Origin of the sequence: Gordonia sp. CNJ-863 (assembly GCF_001942325.1) — a bacterium.
GTDB lineage: Bacteria > Actinomycetota > Actinomycetes > Mycobacteriales > Mycobacteriaceae > Gordonia > Gordonia alkanivorans.
The window spans coordinates 322,154-339,577 of sequence record NZ_MKKG01000033.1 but is presented as its reverse complement, the minus strand read 5'-3'; the positions used below and the strand labels follow the sequence as shown (position 1 = coordinate 339,577).

The 17,424-nt window shown below is 68.8% G+C and carries 17 protein-coding genes; 12 read left to right on the top strand and 5 right to left on the bottom strand.

Annotation, left to right across the window (positions count from 1 at the left end):
* The first annotated feature begins 58 nt into the window (after positions 1 to 58).
* Together BJF87_RS17425 and BJF87_RS17420 are read left to right on the top strand one after the other, a co-directional pair.
* The gene (locus BJF87_RS17425; protein WP_035754919.1) at positions 59 to 418 is read left to right on the top strand and encodes a DUF485 domain-containing protein; all 360 of its coding nucleotides are present in this window, start codon (positions 59 to 61) and stop codon (positions 416 to 418) included.
* Positions 415 to 2,058, top strand: a complete 1,644-nt coding sequence (locus tag BJF87_RS17420; RefSeq protein ID WP_006358082.1) for a cation acetate symporter — start codon at positions 415 to 417, stop codon at positions 2,056 to 2,058. The genes BJF87_RS17425 and BJF87_RS17420 overlap by 4 nt, the downstream gene beginning before the upstream one ends.
* A gap of 97 nt (positions 2,059 to 2,155) precedes the next feature.
* On the opposite strand, the gene BJF87_RS17415 is transcribed toward BJF87_RS17420, so the two are convergent.
* On the bottom strand, positions 2,156 to 3,568 hold the full coding sequence (locus BJF87_RS17415; protein WP_006358083.1) for an amidase: 1,413 nt from the start codon (positions 3,566 to 3,568) through the stop codon (positions 2,156 to 2,158).
* A gap of 9 nt (positions 3,569 to 3,577) precedes the next feature.
* Positions 3,578 to 4,201, bottom strand: a complete 624-nt coding sequence (locus tag BJF87_RS17410; RefSeq protein WP_035754924.1) for a TetR/AcrR family transcriptional regulator — start codon at positions 4,199 to 4,201, stop codon at positions 3,578 to 3,580.
* A 90-nt stretch (positions 4,202 to 4,291) separates the two neighbouring features.
* On the opposite strand from BJF87_RS17410, the gene BJF87_RS17405 reads away from it, so the two are divergent.
* Complete coding sequence (locus BJF87_RS17405; protein ID WP_006358085.1) at positions 4,292 to 5,548, top strand: MFS transporter; 1,257 nt, start codon at positions 4,292 to 4,294, stop codon at positions 5,546 to 5,548.
* Between the two features lie 13 nt (positions 5,549 to 5,561).
* On the opposite strand, the gene BJF87_RS17400 is transcribed toward BJF87_RS17405, so the two are convergent.
* Entirely contained in the window at positions 5,562 to 6,248 is a 687-nt protein-coding gene (locus BJF87_RS17400) for a TetR/AcrR family transcriptional regulator (protein WP_006358086.1), read from the bottom strand.
* Between the two features lie 124 nt (positions 6,249 to 6,372).
* On the opposite strand from BJF87_RS17400, the gene BJF87_RS17395 reads away from it, so the two are divergent.
* From BJF87_RS17395 to BJF87_RS17380, 4 genes are all read left to right on the top strand, one after another.
* Positions 6,373 to 7,566, top strand: coding sequence for an acyl-CoA dehydrogenase family protein (locus BJF87_RS17395; RefSeq protein ID WP_006358087.1), 1,194 nt, complete (start codon positions 6,373 to 6,375; stop codon positions 7,564 to 7,566).
* A gap of 48 nt (positions 7,567 to 7,614) precedes the next feature.
* Positions 7,615 to 8,727 carry an acyl-CoA dehydrogenase family protein gene (locus tag BJF87_RS17390; protein WP_006358088.1) on the top strand — a complete coding sequence of 371 codons (1,113 nt, stop codon included), beginning with the start codon at positions 7,615 to 7,617 and terminating at the stop codon, positions 8,725 to 8,727.
* Between the two features lie 147 nt (positions 8,728 to 8,874).
* Complete coding sequence (locus BJF87_RS17385; protein ID WP_006358089.1) at positions 8,875 to 9,303, top strand: DUF350 domain-containing protein; 429 nt, start codon at positions 8,875 to 8,877, stop codon at positions 9,301 to 9,303.
* An 87-nt stretch (positions 9,304 to 9,390) separates the two neighbouring features.
* On the top strand, positions 9,391 to 9,861 hold the full coding sequence (locus tag BJF87_RS17380; protein ID WP_005199097.1) for an SRPBCC family protein: 471 nt from the start codon (positions 9,391 to 9,393) through the stop codon (positions 9,859 to 9,861).
* Positions 9,862 to 9,877: 16 nt separating this feature from the next.
* Here the strand turns inward: BJF87_RS17380 and BJF87_RS17375 are convergent, their stop codons facing one another.
* Complete coding sequence (locus BJF87_RS17375) at positions 9,878 to 10,678, bottom strand: HAD-IIA family hydrolase (RefSeq protein WP_005199098.1); 801 nt, start codon at positions 10,676 to 10,678, stop codon at positions 9,878 to 9,880.
* Between the two features lie 101 nt (positions 10,679 to 10,779).
* Between BJF87_RS17375 and glp the strand changes: the two genes are divergently transcribed.
* The 5 genes from glp to BJF87_RS17350 all read left to right on the top strand — a co-directional run bounded on the left by glp (position 10,780) and on the right by BJF87_RS17350 (position 16,953).
* Positions 10,780 to 12,039: a gephyrin-like molybdotransferase Glp gene (glp, locus tag BJF87_RS17370; RefSeq protein ID WP_006358090.1), complete on the top strand. Its 1,260-nt coding sequence runs from the start codon at positions 10,780 to 10,782 to the stop codon at positions 12,037 to 12,039.
* Between the two features lie 87 nt (positions 12,040 to 12,126).
* Entirely contained in the window at positions 12,127 to 12,870 is a 744-nt protein-coding gene (locus BJF87_RS17365; protein WP_006358091.1) for a phosphatidylserine decarboxylase, read from the top strand.
* 8 nt (positions 12,871 to 12,878) lie between these two features.
* The gene (locus BJF87_RS17360) at positions 12,879 to 13,979 is read left to right on the top strand and encodes a phosphatidylcholine/phosphatidylserine synthase (RefSeq protein ID WP_006358092.1); all 1,101 of its coding nucleotides are present in this window, start codon (positions 12,879 to 12,881) and stop codon (positions 13,977 to 13,979) included.
* Complete coding sequence (locus BJF87_RS17355) at positions 13,976 to 16,246, top strand: AAA family ATPase (RefSeq protein WP_035754930.1); 2,271 nt, start codon at positions 13,976 to 13,978, stop codon at positions 16,244 to 16,246. Before BJF87_RS17360 ends, BJF87_RS17355 begins: the two co-directional genes overlap by 4 nt.
* 59 nt (positions 16,247 to 16,305) lie before the next feature.
* Positions 16,306 to 16,953 carry a TetR family transcriptional regulator gene (locus tag BJF87_RS17350; protein WP_035754935.1) on the top strand — a complete coding sequence of 216 codons (648 nt, stop codon included), beginning with the start codon at positions 16,306 to 16,308 and terminating at the stop codon, positions 16,951 to 16,953.
* Here the strand turns inward: BJF87_RS17350 and BJF87_RS17345 are convergent.
* On the bottom strand, positions 16,940 to 17,368 hold the full coding sequence (locus BJF87_RS17345) for a hypothetical protein (RefSeq protein WP_035754937.1): 429 nt from the start codon (positions 17,366 to 17,368) through the stop codon (positions 16,940 to 16,942). The genes BJF87_RS17350 and BJF87_RS17345 overlap by 14 nt on opposite strands.
* Positions 17,369 to 17,424 lie beyond the last annotated feature (56 nt).

The following is a 17,424-nucleotide window of genomic DNA, read 5'->3' as shown; positions in this document are numbered from 1 at the left end:
CCGAAGTGCCATCACAGCGGCCTCCACCGCCGTGGCCCCCATCGACTTGGAGGACAGCGTGTCGAACATCGACCAACCAGCAGCGGCACCACCGCATACGCCGGCGGGTGAGCAGTTCATCGAGATGCAGAACAGCCCTCAGTTCCAGGAACTGAAGGCGCGCCTGCGCAAGTTCATCTTCCCGATGACCGCGTTCTTCCTGATCTGGTACGCGATCTACGTGCTGCTCGGCGCCTTCGCGCATGACTTCATGGCGATCCAGGTGTGGGGCAACATCAACCTCGGTCTGATCCTCGGACTGCTGCAGTTCGTGACCACATTCGTCATCACCGGCCTGTACGTACGCTTCGCGAACCGCGAACTCGACCCGCGTGCCGAGGCCCTCCGCAACGAGATGGAAGGCGGCCCGTCACTGTGAACACCTCCGTCCACACCACCACGCTCGCCGCCACCGTCGGCAGCCCGGTCGCCAACATCGCGATCTTCGCCGCGTTCGTGGCGGTCACGATGTACATCGTCATCCGGGCCAGCAAGAACAACAACTCGGCCGCGGACTTCTTCACCGGCGGCCGCGGCTTCTCCGGCCCGCAGAACGGCATCGCCATCGCCGGTGACTACCTGTCGGCGGCCAGCTTCCTCGGCATCGCCGGCGCCATCGCGGTCTACGGCTATGACGGCTTCCTCTACTCCATCGGCTTCCTCGTCGCCTGGCTCGTCGCGCTGCTGCTCGTCGCCGAATTGCTGCGCAACACCGGCAAGTTCACGATGGCCGACGTCCTCAGCTTCCGCCTGAAGCAGCGACCGGTCCGTCTCGCGGCGGCCATCTCGACCCTCGCGGTCTCGCTGTTCTACCTCCTGGCCCAGATGGCCGGTGCCGGTGGCCTCGTCGCCCTGCTCCTCGACATCGAGGGTCGTGTCGGCCAGTCGATCGTGATCGCCGTCGTCGGCGCGCTGATGATCGTCTACGTGCTCATCGGCGGCATGAAGGGCACCACCTGGGTGCAGATCATCAAGGCGGTGCTGCTCATCAGCGGCGCGGCGATCATGACCTTCATCGTGCTCGCCAAGTTCGGCATGAACCTGTCGTCGATCCTCGGTGCCGCCCAGGACGCCATCAGCAGCTCGGGCAGCGAAAAGGTTGCCTCGCGTGACGTTCTCGCACCCGGCGCCCAGTACGGCGGTTCGCTCGAGTCCAAGATCAACTTCCTCTCGCTGGCCATCGCCCTGGTCCTCGGCACCGCGGGCCTGCCGCACGTGCTGATGCGCTTCTACACCGTGCCGACCGCGAAAGAGGCTCGTAAGTCGGTGGTCTGGGCGATTGCGCTCATCGGCGCCTTCTACCTGTTCACCCTGATCCTGGGTTACGGCGCGGCCGCGCTGGTCGGACCGGACAAGATCCTCGCCGCAGCAGGCGGACAGAATGCGGCGGCACCGCTGCTGGCGTTCGAGATCGGCGGTGTGGTGCTGCTCGGCATCATCTCGGCGGTGGCCTTCGCCACGATCCTCGCCGTCGTCGCCGGCCTGGCGATCACCGCGTCGGCATCGTTCGCCCACGACATCTACGCGTCGGTCATCAAGCGCAACAAGGTGAGTGAGGACGACCAGGTCCGCGTTTCGCGCTACACCGTCGTCGTGCTCGGCGTGCTCGGCATCGTGCTCGGCATCCTGGCCAACGGTCAGAACATCGCCTTCCTGGTGGCCCTGGCCTTCGCCATCGCCGCGGCGGCGAACCTGCCGACGATCGTGTACTCGCTCTACTGGAAGCGCTTCAACACCCGCGGCGCCCTGTGGAGCATGTACGGCGGCCTGATCTCCACGATCCTGCTGATCGTCTTCTCGCCGGCCGTGTCCGGCTCGTCGACCGCGATGATCCCCGGCGCCGACTTCGCCTGGTTCCCGCTGGCCAATCCGGGCATCGTGTCGATCCCGCTGGCCTTCGTCCTCGGCATCGTCGGCACCCTGACCTCGCCGAGCGACGTCGGGACCCCGGAACGCAACGCGGAGATGGAGGTTCGCTCCCTCACCGGAATCGGCGCGGAGAAGGCCGTGCAGCACTAGCCTTTTCGCACACCCACCCCTTTTCGGCAAACCCGTCACCCTGCGAGGTGGCGGGTTTGCCGATCAGTGGTGGGTTTGTCAGCGCGGGAATCGCCGGTCAGGCGTCCTGAATCCGCGCGAACGGCCGGGCGGCTTCGAGTTCGAACGCGAGCTCCAGCAGGGTGCGCTCGTCGCCGAGGTCGGCGGAGAGCTGGATGCCGACGGGCAGCCCCGACTTCGACTGTCCCAGCGGCAGACTGATCGCCGGGGTACCCGACGTGTTGTTCGCGGGCGTGAACGCGACATAGCGCGTCAGACGGTCCATAGCCTCACCGAAATCGATACCCGGGTCGAGGTAGCCGATCTCCGGCGGGAGGTGCGCGAGGGTCGGCGACAAGATCACGTCGAATTGCTCGTGCAGCGATCGGAACGCTGCGGTGGAGCGTCGGAGACCGCGGATCGACGACGGCATGCGATAGAAGTGTCGCAAGGCGTTGCGCGACAGCCCACGGGTGAACGAGTCCAACTGCTTGCGATCGAAACCCTTGTCGTGCAGTCGCTTACCGGTGCGGTCCAGCGCGAAGGCCAGCAACGACCAGTAGTCGATGAACTGCCGGATGTAGACGCGGTCGACCGGCAGCGGCACCATCTCTGTTCGGTGGCCGAGCGACTCGACGAGCTCGGCGACATCGGTGACGCACCGTTGGGTGTCGCTGTCGAGCAGCTGCCCGGTGATCGGTTCGGTGATCAGCGCGATCCGCAGCCGCTTCTCCCCCGGCCCCTCCACCAGACCGACCGGCGGCAGGCCGGGGCCGGGCCGGAAACCCTGCGAGTCGTCGAGGAACCGTGCCGTGTCCCGCACCGATCGGCTCACGATCCCGTTGCACACCAGGTCGATCGGCGCATCCTCGGTCTGCTTCGCCGGCGCGGTACGGCCCCGGCTCGGCTTCAGCCCCACCAGACCACATGCGGCAGCGGGGATTCGGATCGATCCGCCACCGTCGTTGGCATGGGCGATCGGCAGTGCACCCGCCGCCACGAGCGCGGCGGAACCACCCGAGGAGCCGCCGGCGGAGAAGTCGGTGTCCCACGGATTGCGGGTCGGCTCCCGGTCGACGTATTCGGTCGTCGCGGTCAGCCCGAAGGCCGGCATGTTCGACGCCCCGACGAGGTTGACCCCGGTCGCCAGGAACTGGTTGGTGAACGCCTCGTTCGCCGACGCCGGGTTCGGCGCGACCGCAGCGGACCCGTGGCACGTGGGCAGCCCTGCGAAATCGGTGTTGTTCTTGATGATCGACGGCACCCCGACGAACGACCCGGCCGGAAAGTCGCTGTCGACGGCGCGCTTGCGAGCTCGCTCGCGGTCGTCGAAGGCGATCGCGTTCAGCTGCGGATTGACCGCGTCGATCCGGGCGAGAGCCGCTTCGACCGCCTCGGCGGCCGAGATCTCCCGGGCGGCGATGGCGTCGGCGATGCCGACGGCGTCGAGATCACCGAGTGCGTCGTCTGTGAACGCGTGAACCTTCTTCATGCCCGGACCCTATCGCCCTCCGGCGGACCCCGGGGCCGCTCCGAGCATCGCGACAACATCGTCGACCAGCTCGGCGACGTAGGCGTCGTCGACGGCGAGACCGAAGACCGCATGGTGGTAGAGCGGTGCGATCACGTGGTCGAGGAGCTGGCGCACCGACGGCGTCGCCTCGCCGCGCTCGGAGGCCCGCGCGATCATCTCCTCCGCCTGCTCGCGGCGGACCTCCCAGCACGGACACGCCTCGACGACGTCGTCGCGCGCTGCGACCATCGCACGCAGGTACGCCCGACGCTTCGGCCGGCCGACGTCGGCGGCGATCACGCTCGCCCACTCCGCGATGTCGTCGCGGAGCACACCCGTATCGGGCAACGGTTCGCCCTGCGTCAGTGCGGCGACCGCCACCTCCCCCAGGAGCGCGTCGATCGAGCCCCACCTGCGGTAGATGCTGGTCGGATTGACGCCGGCGAGGTCGGCGACCTCCGGGATGGTCATCGTGTCGCGCTGGCCCGCGCCGACCAGCTGCCCGACCGCGGCATAGACCGCCGACTGCACGCGCGCGCTCCTACCGCCTGGCCGCGTCGCGCGAGGTGCCATCGCTGCGTCCGCCCGCGACGCTGCATTTCCCATAGCCATGCGGCCATTATTGCAAATCCAATTGCTTTTGGAAGGCATCCGCGCCTATCGTCGTTTTAAATGCAAACGCATTTGCGTTAAGGAGACGACATGGCGCCACTACATCCCCACCGTGCGTTCTGGCTGATCGCGGCCACGTACGTGATGGTGCTCTTCGCCTCCGCCGCCCCGTCGCCGCTGTATCCGATCTACCAGGAGCTCTGGGGTTTCTCGTCGCTCACCCTGACCCTGGTCTTCGCCGTCTACGTGGTCACGATGTTGGTGAGCCTGCTGACGGTGGGGTCGCTGTCCGACCACATCGGCCGACGTCCCGTGCTCGCGGTCGCGCTCGTCCTGCTGATCGCCAGCATGGTGCTCTTCGTCGTGGCCCAGGACGTGGGTACGTTGCTCGCCGCCCGCGCGCTGCAGGGCCTCGCCACCGGCGCCGCCATGGGCACCCTCACCGCGACCACCGTCGACCTCCAGCCCACCGCACGACTCGGCTCGACGATCATCGGCGCCGCCCCGGCCTTCGGCCTCGCCACCGGCGTCGGCGTCGCCGGATTGCTCGTCGAGTACGCACCCGCGCCCCGAATCCTGGTCTACGAGGTCATCCTCGGCCTGTTCGCGGCGCTGCTCATCGCACTCCTCGTGGTCCCCGAGACCCGCGAGCGCGTGGCCTTCACCTCACGCCGGCACCTGGCCACGACCCTCGCACCCCAGGTTCGGGTGCCCCGCGAGGTCCGCCCCGTGTTCTTCGCGTCGGCCCCCACCCTGGTGGCCACCTGGTCCCTCGGCGGGCTGTACCTGTCGCTCGGTTCCTCCGTCGTCGCACGCGTCTTCGGGGTCACCAATCACGGCGAGGCCGGGCTCATCCTCTTCACCTTCTTCGCCAGCGCGACGGTCACCTCCTTGTTCATCACGGGACGGCCGGCGACGGTGAAACAGGCCTACGGCTACCCGACCCTCGCGATCGGCGTGCTGATCTCGCTGTCCGGCGTCATGACCGAGGTCCTGCCGCTCTACATCCTCGGCTCGCTCGTGGCCGGCTCCGGATGGGCGGCGACCTTCCTCAGCGCCATGGACAACATCACCGCCGCGACGCCTCCCGCCCAACGCGGACAGGTCTTCTCCTCGGTGTTCGTCGCCAGCTACCTCGCGTTCAGCGTGCCGGCGGTGATAGCCGGAATAGTCGTGTCCCACATCGGACTTCGCGCGACGGTCATCGGGTACGTCGGCTACGTCCTCGCCGTCGCACTGTTCGGCGCGGCACTCGCGGTCGTCATGCGGCGTACCGCGACCAGGGCCGAGGTGGCCGCCACTGCAACGGAAGACGCGCCGGAACCGATTGCGGTCGGCGAATCCTGAACGGACGCCGGGGTCAGCCCCGGTCCCGCAGCCCCACCATCCGGGTGGCCAGCTCCGCGTAGAACTTCCCCATCTCCTCGGGCGGGAGAGAGTTCTCGGCGCGGTACCAGCGCGCGACGTCGATGCCCATCGACAGCATCGCGTTGGTGGTGGCCTGGGAATCGGCGACGTCGAAGTCGCCGTTCTCGATTCCCGCATCGACGATCGCCCGCACCCGGCGGGTGATCTCCCGCCGCAACTCCATGACCGTCTCGAGGTGATCGGGCGCCAGCGACCCCAACTCGTAGTTCACGACGCGGGCGCGTACGTGCTCGCGCGCGTGGTGCTCGGTGAACGCGCCGACGACCGTTGCCAGGCGTTCGGCGGGCGCCACCGCCGGGTCGTCGACCTCGTCGATCATGCCCAGGATGATCCGGTGCCCCGCCTCGGAGAGCTCGAAGAGGAGCTCCTCCTTGGACCGGAAGTGCACGTAGACCGCCGCCGAACTCATCTGCGCGCCGTTGGCGATGTCCCGGGTCGTCGTGGCGTTGAAGCCCTTCGCCGCGAACGCCTCGGCAGCGGCCAGCAGCAACCGCTCCCGGGCCGCGACCGGTTGTATCCGGGTCGTCGGTTCGGTCGACGAGACCACGTTCACCCCCTCGTTCGCTCGGCGACCTCGCGCCTTCTCCAGCCGATTGACACCGCCCTTGATGCGCGGCATAGTGCAACTTATCACTAAGCAAGCGCTTAGTCAGCGGTCGGTCTTCCAGGTCTTCCCAGGCAGACGGTCCGTGATTGGTGTCGCCGAACACCCGGCAACCCCCGACAGGAGTAGAGAAGAACCCATGCACCTGAAGTTCAGTCCGGAGGAAGAGGCGTTCCGCGAGGAACTGCGCGGCATCTTCGCGAAGGTCCCCGAGGACCTCCGCAAGCGGAACGAAGAGGGCAGCCTCAACTACCCCGACGACATCGTCACGGCATCCCGCGTCCTCAACGAGCACGGCATCCTGACGCCGAGCTGGCCGATCGAGTGGGGCGGCAAGGACTGGACGCCGATCCAGCACCACATCTACCGCGAGGAGATGAGCCTGGCGTTCGTCCCCGACCCGCTGCCGTTCAACGTCAGCATGATCGGTCCGGTCATCGCCCAGTTCGGGTCGCAGGAGATGAAGGAGAAGTTCCTGCCCAAGACCGCCAACCTCGACATCTGGTGGTGCCAGGGCTTCTCCGAGCCCGAGGCCGGCTCCGACCTCGCCTCGCTCAAGACCCGCGCGGTCCTCGACGGTGACCACTACGTCATCAACGGCCAGAAGACCTGGACCACGCTGGGCCAGTACGCCGACTGGATCTTCCTGCTCGCCCGCACCAACCCGGACGTCAAGAAGCAGGCCGGCATCAGCATGTTCCTGATCCCGATGGACACCCCGGGCATCGAGCTGCGCCCGATCCAGCTCATCGACGGCAGCTACGAGGTCAACGAGGTCTTCTTCAACGACGTCCGCGTGCCCGTCGAGAACATGGTCGGCGAGGAGAACAGCGGCTGGACGCAGGCCAAGTTCCTGCTCGGCAACGAGCGCAACGGCATCGCCCGCGTCGGCTACACCAAGTCGAAGCTGGCGCGCGCCAAGGAGCTCGCCAAGGAGACCCGGACCGCCAACGGCACCCTGCTCGACGATCCGCTGTTCGCCACCCGCCTGGCCGAACTGGAGAACGAGCTGCTCGCCCTGGAGATCACCCAGCTGCGCGTCGCCGCGTCGTCGGCCGACGGCAAGCCCAACCCGGCGTCGTCGTTGCTGAAGCTCAAGGGAAGCCAGCTGCAGCAGGCCGCGATGGAACTCATCGCCGACATCGCCGGACCGGACTCGCTCCCGGTCGCCGAGGTCGACGTCGACGCCGCGAACGGCAGCGCAGCGGTCACCGCTCCCGAGTGGGCCCAGCTCGCCGCCCCGACCTACCTGAACTACCGCAAGGTCTCGATCTACGGCGGTTCCTCCGAGGTCCAGCGCCAGATCATCGACAAGGCGGTCCTCGGTCTCTGACCGCCGACCCCTCTGACCTCACTTCGACTTCACAGACCAAGGACAACAATGGATTTCGAGCTTTCCGAAGAACAGGGGATGTTGCGCGACACCGTGCGCGAGGTCCTCACCAAGACCTACGACGTGGAGACCCTCCGCAAGGTGACCGACACCGATCTCGGTTGGAGCGAGAAGGTGTGGAAGTCGCTCGCGGAGATCGGCATCCTCGGCCTGACCTTCCCCGAGTCCGAGGGCGGCATGGACGCCGGACCGGTCGAGTTCACCAGCGTGATGACCGAACTCGGTCGCGCCCTGGCCCCCGAGCCGTACCTGGACTCGGTGCTCGTCCCCGGCTCGCTGCTCGACGCCGCCGACGACGCGACCCGCGCCGAGCTGCGCGGCGGCCTCGCCTCCGGTGAGCTGCTGATGGCCTTCGCCCACAACGAGCCCGGCGACCGCTGGCCGGTGGCCGCGGTGTCCACCACCGCCACTGCCGAGGGCGTGCTCAACGGCACCAAGACCCTTGTCGGACACGGCGATTCCGCACACAAGCTGATCGTCTCGGCACGTGTCGGCGACGAGGTGGGCCTGTTCCTCATCGACGCCGACGCCGAGGGCGTCACCCGCACCGCGTACCGCACGCACGATCGTCGACGCGGCGCCGAGTTCACGTTCAACGACGCCCAGGCCACCCGCCTCGGCAGCGGTGACGCGTCGGAGCTCATCGCCAACGCGGAGATCGGCATCCAGACCGCACTGTGCGCCGAAGCCCTCGGCGCCATGGAGCGCAGCCTCGAGCTGACCGTCGAATACCTCAAGTCGCGCAAGCAGTTCGGTGTTCCGCTGGCCACCTTCCAGGCGCTCACCCACCGCGCCGCGGACATGTACGTCCAGCTCGAGCTCGCCCGGAGCCTGGTGCTGTACGCGACGACCGCCCTCGCCGACGGTATCGCCGACGCGGCCATCGCGTCGCGGGTGAAGCTGCAGACCGTTCGCTCGGCACGCCTCATCGGCCAGGAGGCCATCCAGATGCACGGCGGCATCGGCATGACCGCCGAGTACCCGATCGCGCACTACGTGAGTCGCCTGACCGCGATCAGCCACACCCTCGGCGACGCGGACGCCCACGTCACCAAGCTGTCGAAGGACCTGGCGTCCTACGACATGCTCAGCGTCGGCTGACACTTCTTCTCCCTCCCTGAGGTGCGCTTCGGCTCGCACCTCAGGGAGCAAAGAGGTACCGCCACGGATCCCGGCACCTCCCACCCCGCACGCCGGCCCACCGATACTGTTTCCTCAGCACAGCTCGGTGAGGAGAGAGGGACTCGGATGGATTTGCTGCGTGACAATCTGGCCGCTGGGGCGTCGTTCAGCCTCGTCGGGATCACCCTGCTCGTCGTCGGGTTCGTGGCGCTCGACGTGGTGACCCCCGGCCGGCTTCGGCAGCTGGTGTGGGTCGACCACAACCGCAACGCCGTCATCCTCGCCACCTCGATGGTCATCGGACTGTCGATCGTGCTGGTCTGCTCGGTCATCGACACCGAACTCCTCGAACTGTGGCGCGCGCTGCTCTACACCGTCGCCTACGTGGTCCTGACGATCGCGGTGATGATGTGGTCGTTCGTGCTCATCGACTGGCTGACCCCGGGCAAGCTGGGGACGCTGCTGCTGGAGAACGACGAGCACCCCGCCGGCTGGATCACCGCCGCGGTCTTCGTCGGCATCGGTGCCGTCATCGGCATGACCCTGCTGGTCTGAGCGGTTTCCGGCGCGACCACCAGGCTTATTGACGGTCCGCCAGCAACCTATTGACGGTGCGCCAACAAGCCCATACTGTTGGCGACCATGACCGCATCACTCATCGAAGAGTCCATCGACATCGACGCATCTGCCGAGCAGGTGTGGTCGGTGATCTCCGATCTCCAGCGCATGGGCGAGTGGAGCCCGCAGTGCAAGAAGATGATCATCCGCGGCGGCACCGTCGGGTTGGGGACCAAGACCATCAACATCAACCGCCGCGGCCCGTTGGTGTGGCCGACCACCTCCAAGGTCGTGCGTTTCACACCCAACCAGGAGATCGCCTTCCGCGTGGCCGAGAACCACACCGTGTGGAGCTACGCCATCACCCCGAACGGTTCGGGCGTGACCGTGACCGAGCGCCGCGAGGTGAACGGCTCCACCACCAAGGTGTCGTCGTTGCTCGTCGACAAGCTGTTCGGCGGCGCCGATTCCTTCGAGGCCGAACTCCAGCTGGGCATGGCCGAGACCCTCGGCAAGATCAAGCGCGCGGCCGAGAGCCAGCTCGACCGCGTCTGAAACCCCGTGATACCCGTCAGGTTCCGCTGATCTTGTCGATCAGTTCGGGGAGGTCGGCCACCGAGTCGATGACGTGGTCCGGGAAGGGCCCGAACTCGTCACGCGCGAGGGCATCGAGCGCCTCCTCGCGGAACTTGCCGGTGCGCACCAGCACACCGATCAGCGCCGACGCCTGTGCACCCAGGACGTCGTTGTGCATGTCGTCGCCGACCATCACCACCTGGTTGGGCTCGAGCCCCAACATGTCGGTGGCGGCGCGGAATCCGAGCGGCGAGGGTTTGCCGATCGCCTTGATCTTCTTGCCCGACGCCTTCTCGAGGCCCTCGAGATAGACGCCCGTGTCGATCGACAGCCCGTCGGCCGTCGACCACGTCATCGACCGGTGCATGGCGATCACCGGCACTCCGTCGAGCAGCATCTCGAGGACCTTCGACAGCGCGTCGTGGGTGAACACGGGACCTGCCCCACCCAGAACCACGACCTCGGCATCCGCCGGGTCGTCGGTCAGTTCGACCCCGGTCATGTCCTCGGCGATCGGGCCCTGGTTGAGAACCCAGACCCGTTTGCCCGGGAAGGTCGACCCCACGTATTCGGCGGTCAGCTTCGCGGCCGTCAGGATCTCGTCGGCATCGACGAAGAAGCCGCAGTCGTTCAACAGCTCCGCGATCTCGTTGCGCGAGCGCGAGGTGGTGTTGGTGAGGAACATCCGCGGGATCTTGCGGTCGGCGAGGCGGGAGACGGCCTCCACCGCGCCGGGCAGAGCCTTCCACGAGGTGACCATCACCCCGTCGATGTCGAGAAGCAGACCCAATGCCATGGGCACGAATGTAGTCCGCGGTCCCCGGCGACGCAGTGCAGGCATCCCTCGAACCGGGTACCCCGACGAGACGCGTCCGCTCACCTGGCATCCTGAGGCGCATGCGTACCGTCGCAGAGCATCAGGCCGTCGTCTCCGCATTGTTCGGCCCACCCGTTCCCGTCCGGCTGTCCCTGCCGGAGGCGTTGGGCAGGGCCACGTTCGCCGACGTCGACGCGCCGCTCTCGTTGCCCGGCTTCGACAACTCGGCGATGGACGGATTCGCCGTCCTCGCCGACGATCTCGCGGACGCCTCCCCCGACTCCCCCGTCACGCTGCCCGTCGCCGCGGACATCCCGGCGGGACGCACCGACGCTCTCGCACTGACCCCCGGCACCGCGCATCGCATCATGACCGGTGCCCCGCTGCCGGCCGGCGCCGACGCCGTCGTCCCGGTGGAGCTGACCGACGCGGCGGTCGGCCCGGTCGCGGCCGCGGAGACGGTCACGTTCACGGCACCGGTCGAGTCCGGAAAACACATCCGGCGTGCGGGTTCCGACATCGGGCAGGGCGTCCGTGCCCTGCCCGCCGGGACCGTCATCGGGGCGCCGCAGATCGGGCTGCTGGCCGCGCTCGGGATCGCCGAGGTCACCGTCGCCCGGCCGTTGCGCGTCGTGGTCCTGTCCACCGGCTCCGAGCTCGTCGAACCCGGAAAACCGTTGCAGCACGGCCAGATCTACGAGTCGAACGGAGCGATGCTCACCGCCGCCGCCATCGAGGCCGGCGCGATCGGCCGGCATGTGCACTTCGTCCCGGACGACACCGGCGACTTCCTCGACCGGCTCGACCAGGTCGCCGGCGAGGCCGACCTGATCATCACGTCCGGGGGTGTCAGCGCGGGCGCCTTCGAGGTCGTGAAGGACGCGCTGTCGGCCACCGGGTCCGTCGAGTTCGTGAAGGTCGCGATGCAACCCGGTATGCCGCAGGGCTGCGGTCACCACACCGCGTCCGACCGGCCCGACGGAACGCCCGGGCCCACCGTGCCGATCATCACACTCCCGGGCAACCCGGTCAGTGCCCTGGTGTCCTTCGAAGTCTTCATCCGGCCCGCACTCCGCGCCGCGATGGGGTTGCCACCGCAACGACGTCGGGTGACCGCCCGGCTGGGCGCCGACATCCGCTCACCGCAGGGCAAGCGGCAGTTCCTCCGCGGAGTCCTCCGGACCGACGAGGACGGATCGGGCGTCGTCGTCGACCCGATCGGCCCGCCCGGCTCCCATCACCTCCGCTTTCTCGCCGAGGCGGACGCACTGATCGACGTGCCCACCGAGACCGACGGTCTGGCCGTGGGAACTCCGGTCGACGTGCTCGTTCTGCGCTGAGCTCTAAGCTGGACCGAAGTCGTACCCGACCCGTGGTGCGCAAGGTTTCATCGAACGGCCCGCATCGGGCACAACAGGAGGTAGATCGTGGCCAGACGTCCGCGTCCGGACGAGGGCAACACCGGCCGTGTCGCCCATTTCCTAGACCTGGCCCGTGAGACCATCCCGCCGATCCATCCGGCCGGTATCCCGTTCGTCGCCGCCCCCGCGGCGGTCGCGTTCCTCGGACGCCGCCACCGCTGGATCGCGCGGCCCGCAGCACTGACCGCCGGCGCCTGTGCCGCGTTCTTCCGGCACCCGAGCCGTGTCCCACCGACCGAGCCGGGCGTGGTCGTCGCACCCGCCGACGGCACGATCGCACTCGTCGACGAGGCCGTCCCACCGGCGGAGGCGGGTCTGGGCAGCGATCCGCTGCCCCGTGTCTCGACCTTCCTGTCGATCTTCGACGTGCACGTCCAGCGTGTGCCCATCGCCGGTACGGTCACCGCGGTGACGCACACCCCGGGCGCGTTCTTGTCCGCGGACCTCCCCGAGGCCAGCCGTGACAACGAACGCACCACCATGACCATCCGTACGACGAGAAGAAGCGGAGGGGCGACCGGCGGCGGCGCCGGACCCGACCTCGCGGTCGTGCAGATCGCCGGGCTCATCGCGCGCCGGATCGTCTGCGACCCGAAGGTCGGCGACACCCTGCGGCTCGGCGACACCTACGGACTGATCCGCTTCGGTTCCCGGGTCGACGTCTACTTCCCCAAGGGCACCACACCCCGCGTCTCGGTGGGTCAGCGCGCCGTCGGCGGCGAGACCCCCTTCGCCTACCTCGACCTCTGATCCGGCCCGTGAACCCCCAGGCTGCGAATTCATCCGACGGTCCCGCCGGACGCCGGGCCGGTGACCCCGGTCTCCGCCGGCCGTCCCGCTCCTCCAAGACCCGCGTCCCCACCGCGCGGTCAGCACGACGCCAGGCGCAGGCCCATGGCCCCGCACCGTCCAAGCCACGTGAACCCGAACGTCGCCGGCTCAGCAAGCAGGCGCAGGCGGGACGCATCATCATCCCGTCGTCGCTCACGATCCTCGCGATCTGCGCGGGACTGACGGCGATGCGCGCGGCCACCACCGGCGACATCGACGTCGCCATGGGTCTCCTCGTCGCCGCCGCGTTCCTCGACGGCATCGACGGACGGGTGGCCCGGCTGATGGGCGCGACGAGCCGTATCGGCGCCGAGATCGACTCCCTGGCCGACGCGATCAACTTCGGCGTGGTGCCGGCGATGATCGTCTACTTCTTCCTGCTCGACGGCCAGGATCTCGGCTGGGCGCTGGCGCTGATCTACTGCTGCGCGATCGTGTTGCGCCTCGCCCGGTTCAACACCCTGCTCGACGACGACGAGGCACCCGGGTACACGAGGGACTTCTTCGTCGGCGTCCCGGCACCGGCGGCCGCCATCTGCGCGCTGCTGCCGATCGGTCTGGCCCAGCAGTTCGGCGAGGGCTGGTGGACATCGGTGCCCGCCGTGGGCGGATGGCTGGTCCTGGTCGCGTTCCTGGCCGTCAGCCGCGTTCCCACGGCGTCCCTGAAGACCGCGTCGATCCCGCCGCGCGCGGTCGCCGGTCTGCTCGTCCTCGTCGCGGTCGGTGCCGCTCTCCTGCTGACCTACCCCTACCTGCTGATGATGATCGGCATCGCCGCCTACGCGATCCACATCCCGTTCGCGTGGCGTTCGCGTCGGTGGGTCGCCTCGCGGCCGGAGCACTGGGACGACAAGCCCGCCGAGCGCCGTGCGCAGCGGAAGGCGTCGAAGACCGCGCCGGGTGGCCGTCGACGACGCCCCGTCCTGAAGTCGCAGCGCAGGCTGGGCCTCAACCGTCCCACCGGTGCGCCGGTCGCCGTGCAGAGCTCCGAACCGGTTGCCGATCAGAACGGAAGCGAGACCGAATGAGCTCACGGGTGTCCCTGACCCTGACCGCCCGACTCAACACCTCCGCGGCCGAGGCACGCCGCGGGATCATCCGGGTGCACCCCGAGGTGCTGACCGCGTTGTCGCTGCGGGAGTGGGATGCCGTGTCGATCACCGGCGCCCGCGTGACCGCCGCGGTGGTCGCGGCGACCGATGCGTCGGCGCCGACCGGGACCGTCCTGCTCGACGAGATCCTCTTCTCCAACGCCGGGGTCAAGGAGAACGCCCCGGTCGTGCTGGCCCCGGTGGTCGTGCACGGCGCGAGCCGGGTCGTCGTGAACGGCTCGGTGCTGGCCACCCAGTCGATCACCGAGTCCACGCTCCGGCGCGCGCTGCTCGGCAAGGTGCTCTCGGTCGGTGACGCGGTGTCGCTGCTGCCCCGCGACCTCGGGCCCGAACTCGCCGCGACCGAGGCGACGCGCGCCCTGGCCCGGTCCGTCGGCATCACCTGGACCACCGAACTGCTCACCGTCACGGGTACCGATCCGGGCTCCCCCGTCAGCGTGCAGACCAACACCGCGGTGCTGTGGTCGACGACCGCAGGCGAGGTGCCCCCGCTCGGCGACCGCGCCGGTCTCGGTTCGCCGCGGATTCCGGGTGCGCTCGGCATCGTGCCCGACACCCCGGTCAACGCACCGCCGACGATCCCGGCTCCCGTCGGCAGCGTCCCGGTCGAGGAGCCCGACGTCCCGGTCCGGCCGGTGTCCGAGCTGGTCGGCGTCGACTCGCAGATCACCAAGCTCACCGAATGGCTGGCGATCACGCTCGACGAGCCCGACGTCCTGCGCACCCTGGGCGCCGCGCCTCGTCTCGGCGTCCTGGTGACCGGGCCGGCCGGTGGCGGCAAGGCGACGCTGGTCCGATCGGTCTGCGCGAAGCGCACCCTCGTCACCGTCGACGGCCCGACGACCGGCGCCACCGAACCCAACACCCGCCTGCGCACGGTCACCGACGCGGTGGCCCGCGCCCGCGCCACCGGCGGGGTCCTGCTCATCACCGACATCGACGCCCTCCTGCCATCCGAGCCGGAGCCGGTCGCCACCCTTGTCCTCGACGAGCTGCGCTCGGGCATCTCCGATGGCCGTATCGCGCTCGTCGCGACCACCGCCGAACCCGTTCGCCTCGACTCGCGCCTACGCGACCCGTCGCTGTGCGACCGCGAACTGATCATCGGACTGCCCGACGCCGCCACCCGCGGACGGCTGTTGGCGGCGATCCTGTCGACGGTTCCCACCGAGGGCGACCTCGACCTCGAGTCGGTGGCCGCACGCACCCCGGGTTTCGTCGCCGGCGACCTCGCCGCGCTCACCCGCGAGGCCGCGCTGCGCGCCGCGACCCGCGCCAGCAGCAGCAAATCCGAACCCGCACTCCGCACCGAGGATCTCGTGGGCGCGCTCGACGTGATCCGGCCGGTGTCCCGGTCGGATTCCCCCGAGGTGGCACTCGGTTCGATCACGCTCGCCGATGTCGGCGACATGGTCGAGACCAAACAGGCGCTGACCGAGGCGGTCCTGTGGCCGCTGCAGCATCCCGACACCTTCGCCCGGCTCGGCGTCGACCCGCCCCGCGGTGTGCTGCTCTTCGGCCCGCCAGGATGCGGCAAGACCTTCGTCGTCCGCGCGCTCGCCGCATCCGGCCAGTTGTCGGTGCACACCGTCAAAGGTGCTGAGCTGATGGACAAATGGGTCGGCTCGTCGGAGAAGGCGGTCCGTGACCTGTTCGCCCGCGCCCGCGAGTCGGCGCCGTCGCTGATCTTCCTCGACGAGGTCGACGCGCTCGCACCTCGTCGAGGGCAATCCACCGATTCCGGGGTCGCCGACCGTGTGGTCGCGTCGCTTCTCACCGAACTCGACGGCGTCGAACCGCTGCAGGACGTGGTCGTACTCGGCGCGACCAACCGCCCCGACCTCATCGACCCGGCGCTGCTGCGACCCGGCCGCCTAGAACGCCTGGTCTTCGTGCCGCCGCCGGATGCCGCAGCCCGCGGGGACATCTTGCGCACCAGCGGCCGCGACGTCCCGCTCGACGACATCGACCTCGACGAACTCGCCGCCGACCTCGAGGGCTACTCCGCCGCCGACTGCTCGGCGCTGCTCCGCGAGGCCGCACTGTCGGCGATGCGACGCGACATCAACGCCGCGGTGGTCACCGCCGACGACGTGACCGAGGCCAGGAGCCGGGTCCGTCCGTCGCTCGACCCCGACCAGGTGGAGAACCTGCGGGCGTATGCCGAGCGCCGGTTGGAGTGAGGGTTCGCACGGCCGTTCTCGTCCTGTCCGCGAAGGCGAGACAACCAAAGGGGTGACTGATGCCACGGCCGTCCAAACCGTTGATCAACCGTGACGCGGCAGTGCAGGCATCGCTCGAGATCATCGACACCGAAGGACTCGATGCGTTCAGCCTTCCGCGACTGGCAGAGCAGCTGGGAGTCCGCGCCCCGTCGCTCTATCACCACTTCAGGGACAAGCACGAGCTGCTCGCCGAAGTCGCTCTCCGCGTCGCCGGACCGAGTCGGAGACCTCGGGTGAAGCCGGGACCGGACTGGCCTGACTACCTGATCGGGATCTCCCTGAACTTCCGGCAGTCGGTCCTCCGACATCGGAACGCGGCACCGCTCCTGGTTACGCATCTTCCGCGCGTGCGGTTCGTCTCCGTTCAGGAGGACTGTGCGTCGTTTCTCTCCGCGTCAGGTGTCCCCACCGAGCTCCAGGTCCGAATCCTGGAAGGCGTGCAGAGCCTCGTCGTCGGCGCCGTGTTGATGGAGGCGTCGCAGCCTCCGCACAGCCGGTCGTCCGCCGCGGGGCATGTCTCGCCCGACACACAGCCGCACCTGTCCCGAGCGCTGTCGGCCAACCACCTCACCCCGCGCCGGCTCTTCGAGACGCGGCTGCGGGATTTCCTGTACGGCGCTGTCCGGGACCACGCAGGTGCCGCGGACGAACCTACTCGACGTTGACCAGGTAGAACACCGACGATCCGCCACCGGCGGCCTGCGGGGAGGCGCCGACCTGAACCCAGTAGGTCGACCCACCCTTGGCCGCGGACAGCACGGCAACGGACTGTCCGCCTTCGGTGGAACGATGCGACTCGACGTAACCGGCGTCGGTCAGCTTCTTCGTCGCCGCCTCGAGCTGGTTGCCGCCGTTCGCCGGACCCTGGACGGTGACCTCCCAGCCGTCGGCGCGCGTACCGCTCGCCGACAGCACGTGCCCGTCGATCAGCGGCACCTGCGTGACGGGAAAATCAGACGGCAGCGGAACCCCATCGGGGCCCGCCTGCTCCTCCTCGCTGCACCCGGCCAGCGCGCCACCGACCACCGCGATCGAAGCCAGTACCACAACGAGACGCCAGAGCCAGTCGAACCGGAACATACGGGCAACGGTAAAGTAGTTCCCGCGGGTGTTCGCCCGTGACACCCCGCCGGGAG

Coding starts and splice junctions, on each gene's coding strand:
- BJF87_RS17385 (WP_006358089.1), top strand. CDS start 8,875: ATGGATTTGCTGCGTGACAATCTGGCCGCTGGGGCGTCGTTCAGCCTC.
- BJF87_RS17400 (WP_006358086.1), bottom strand. CDS start 6,248: ATGCCGCGCATCAAGGGCGGTGTCAATCGGCTGGAGAAGGCGCGAGGT.
- BJF87_RS17415 (WP_006358083.1), bottom strand. CDS start 3,568: ATGAAGAAGGTTCACGCGTTCACAGACGACGCACTCGGTGATCTCGAC.
- BJF87_RS17395 (WP_006358087.1), top strand. CDS start 6,373: ATGCACCTGAAGTTCAGTCCGGAGGAAGAGGCGTTCCGCGAGGAACTG.
- BJF87_RS17345 (WP_035754937.1), bottom strand. CDS start 17,368: ATGTTCCGGTTCGACTGGCTCTGGCGTCTCGTTGTGGTACTGGCTTCG.
- BJF87_RS17390 (WP_006358088.1), top strand. CDS start 7,615: ATGGATTTCGAGCTTTCCGAAGAACAGGGGATGTTGCGCGACACCGTG.
- BJF87_RS17375 (WP_005199098.1), bottom strand. CDS start 10,678: ATGGCATTGGGTCTGCTTCTCGACATCGACGGGGTGATGGTCACCTCG.
- BJF87_RS17410 (WP_035754924.1), bottom strand. CDS start 4,201: ATGGCTATGGGAAATGCAGCGTCGCGGGCGGACGCAGCGATGGCACCT.
- BJF87_RS17380 (WP_005199097.1), top strand. CDS start 9,391: ATGACCGCATCACTCATCGAAGAGTCCATCGACATCGACGCATCTGCC.
- BJF87_RS17405 (WP_006358085.1), top strand. CDS start 4,292: ATGGCGCCACTACATCCCCACCGTGCGTTCTGGCTGATCGCGGCCACG.
- BJF87_RS17355 (WP_035754930.1), top strand. CDS start 13,976: ATGAGCTCACGGGTGTCCCTGACCCTGACCGCCCGACTCAACACCTCC.
- glp (WP_006358090.1), top strand. CDS start 10,780: ATGCGTACCGTCGCAGAGCATCAGGCCGTCGTCTCCGCATTGTTCGGC.
- BJF87_RS17350 (WP_035754935.1), top strand. CDS start 16,306: ATGCCACGGCCGTCCAAACCGTTGATCAACCGTGACGCGGCAGTGCAG.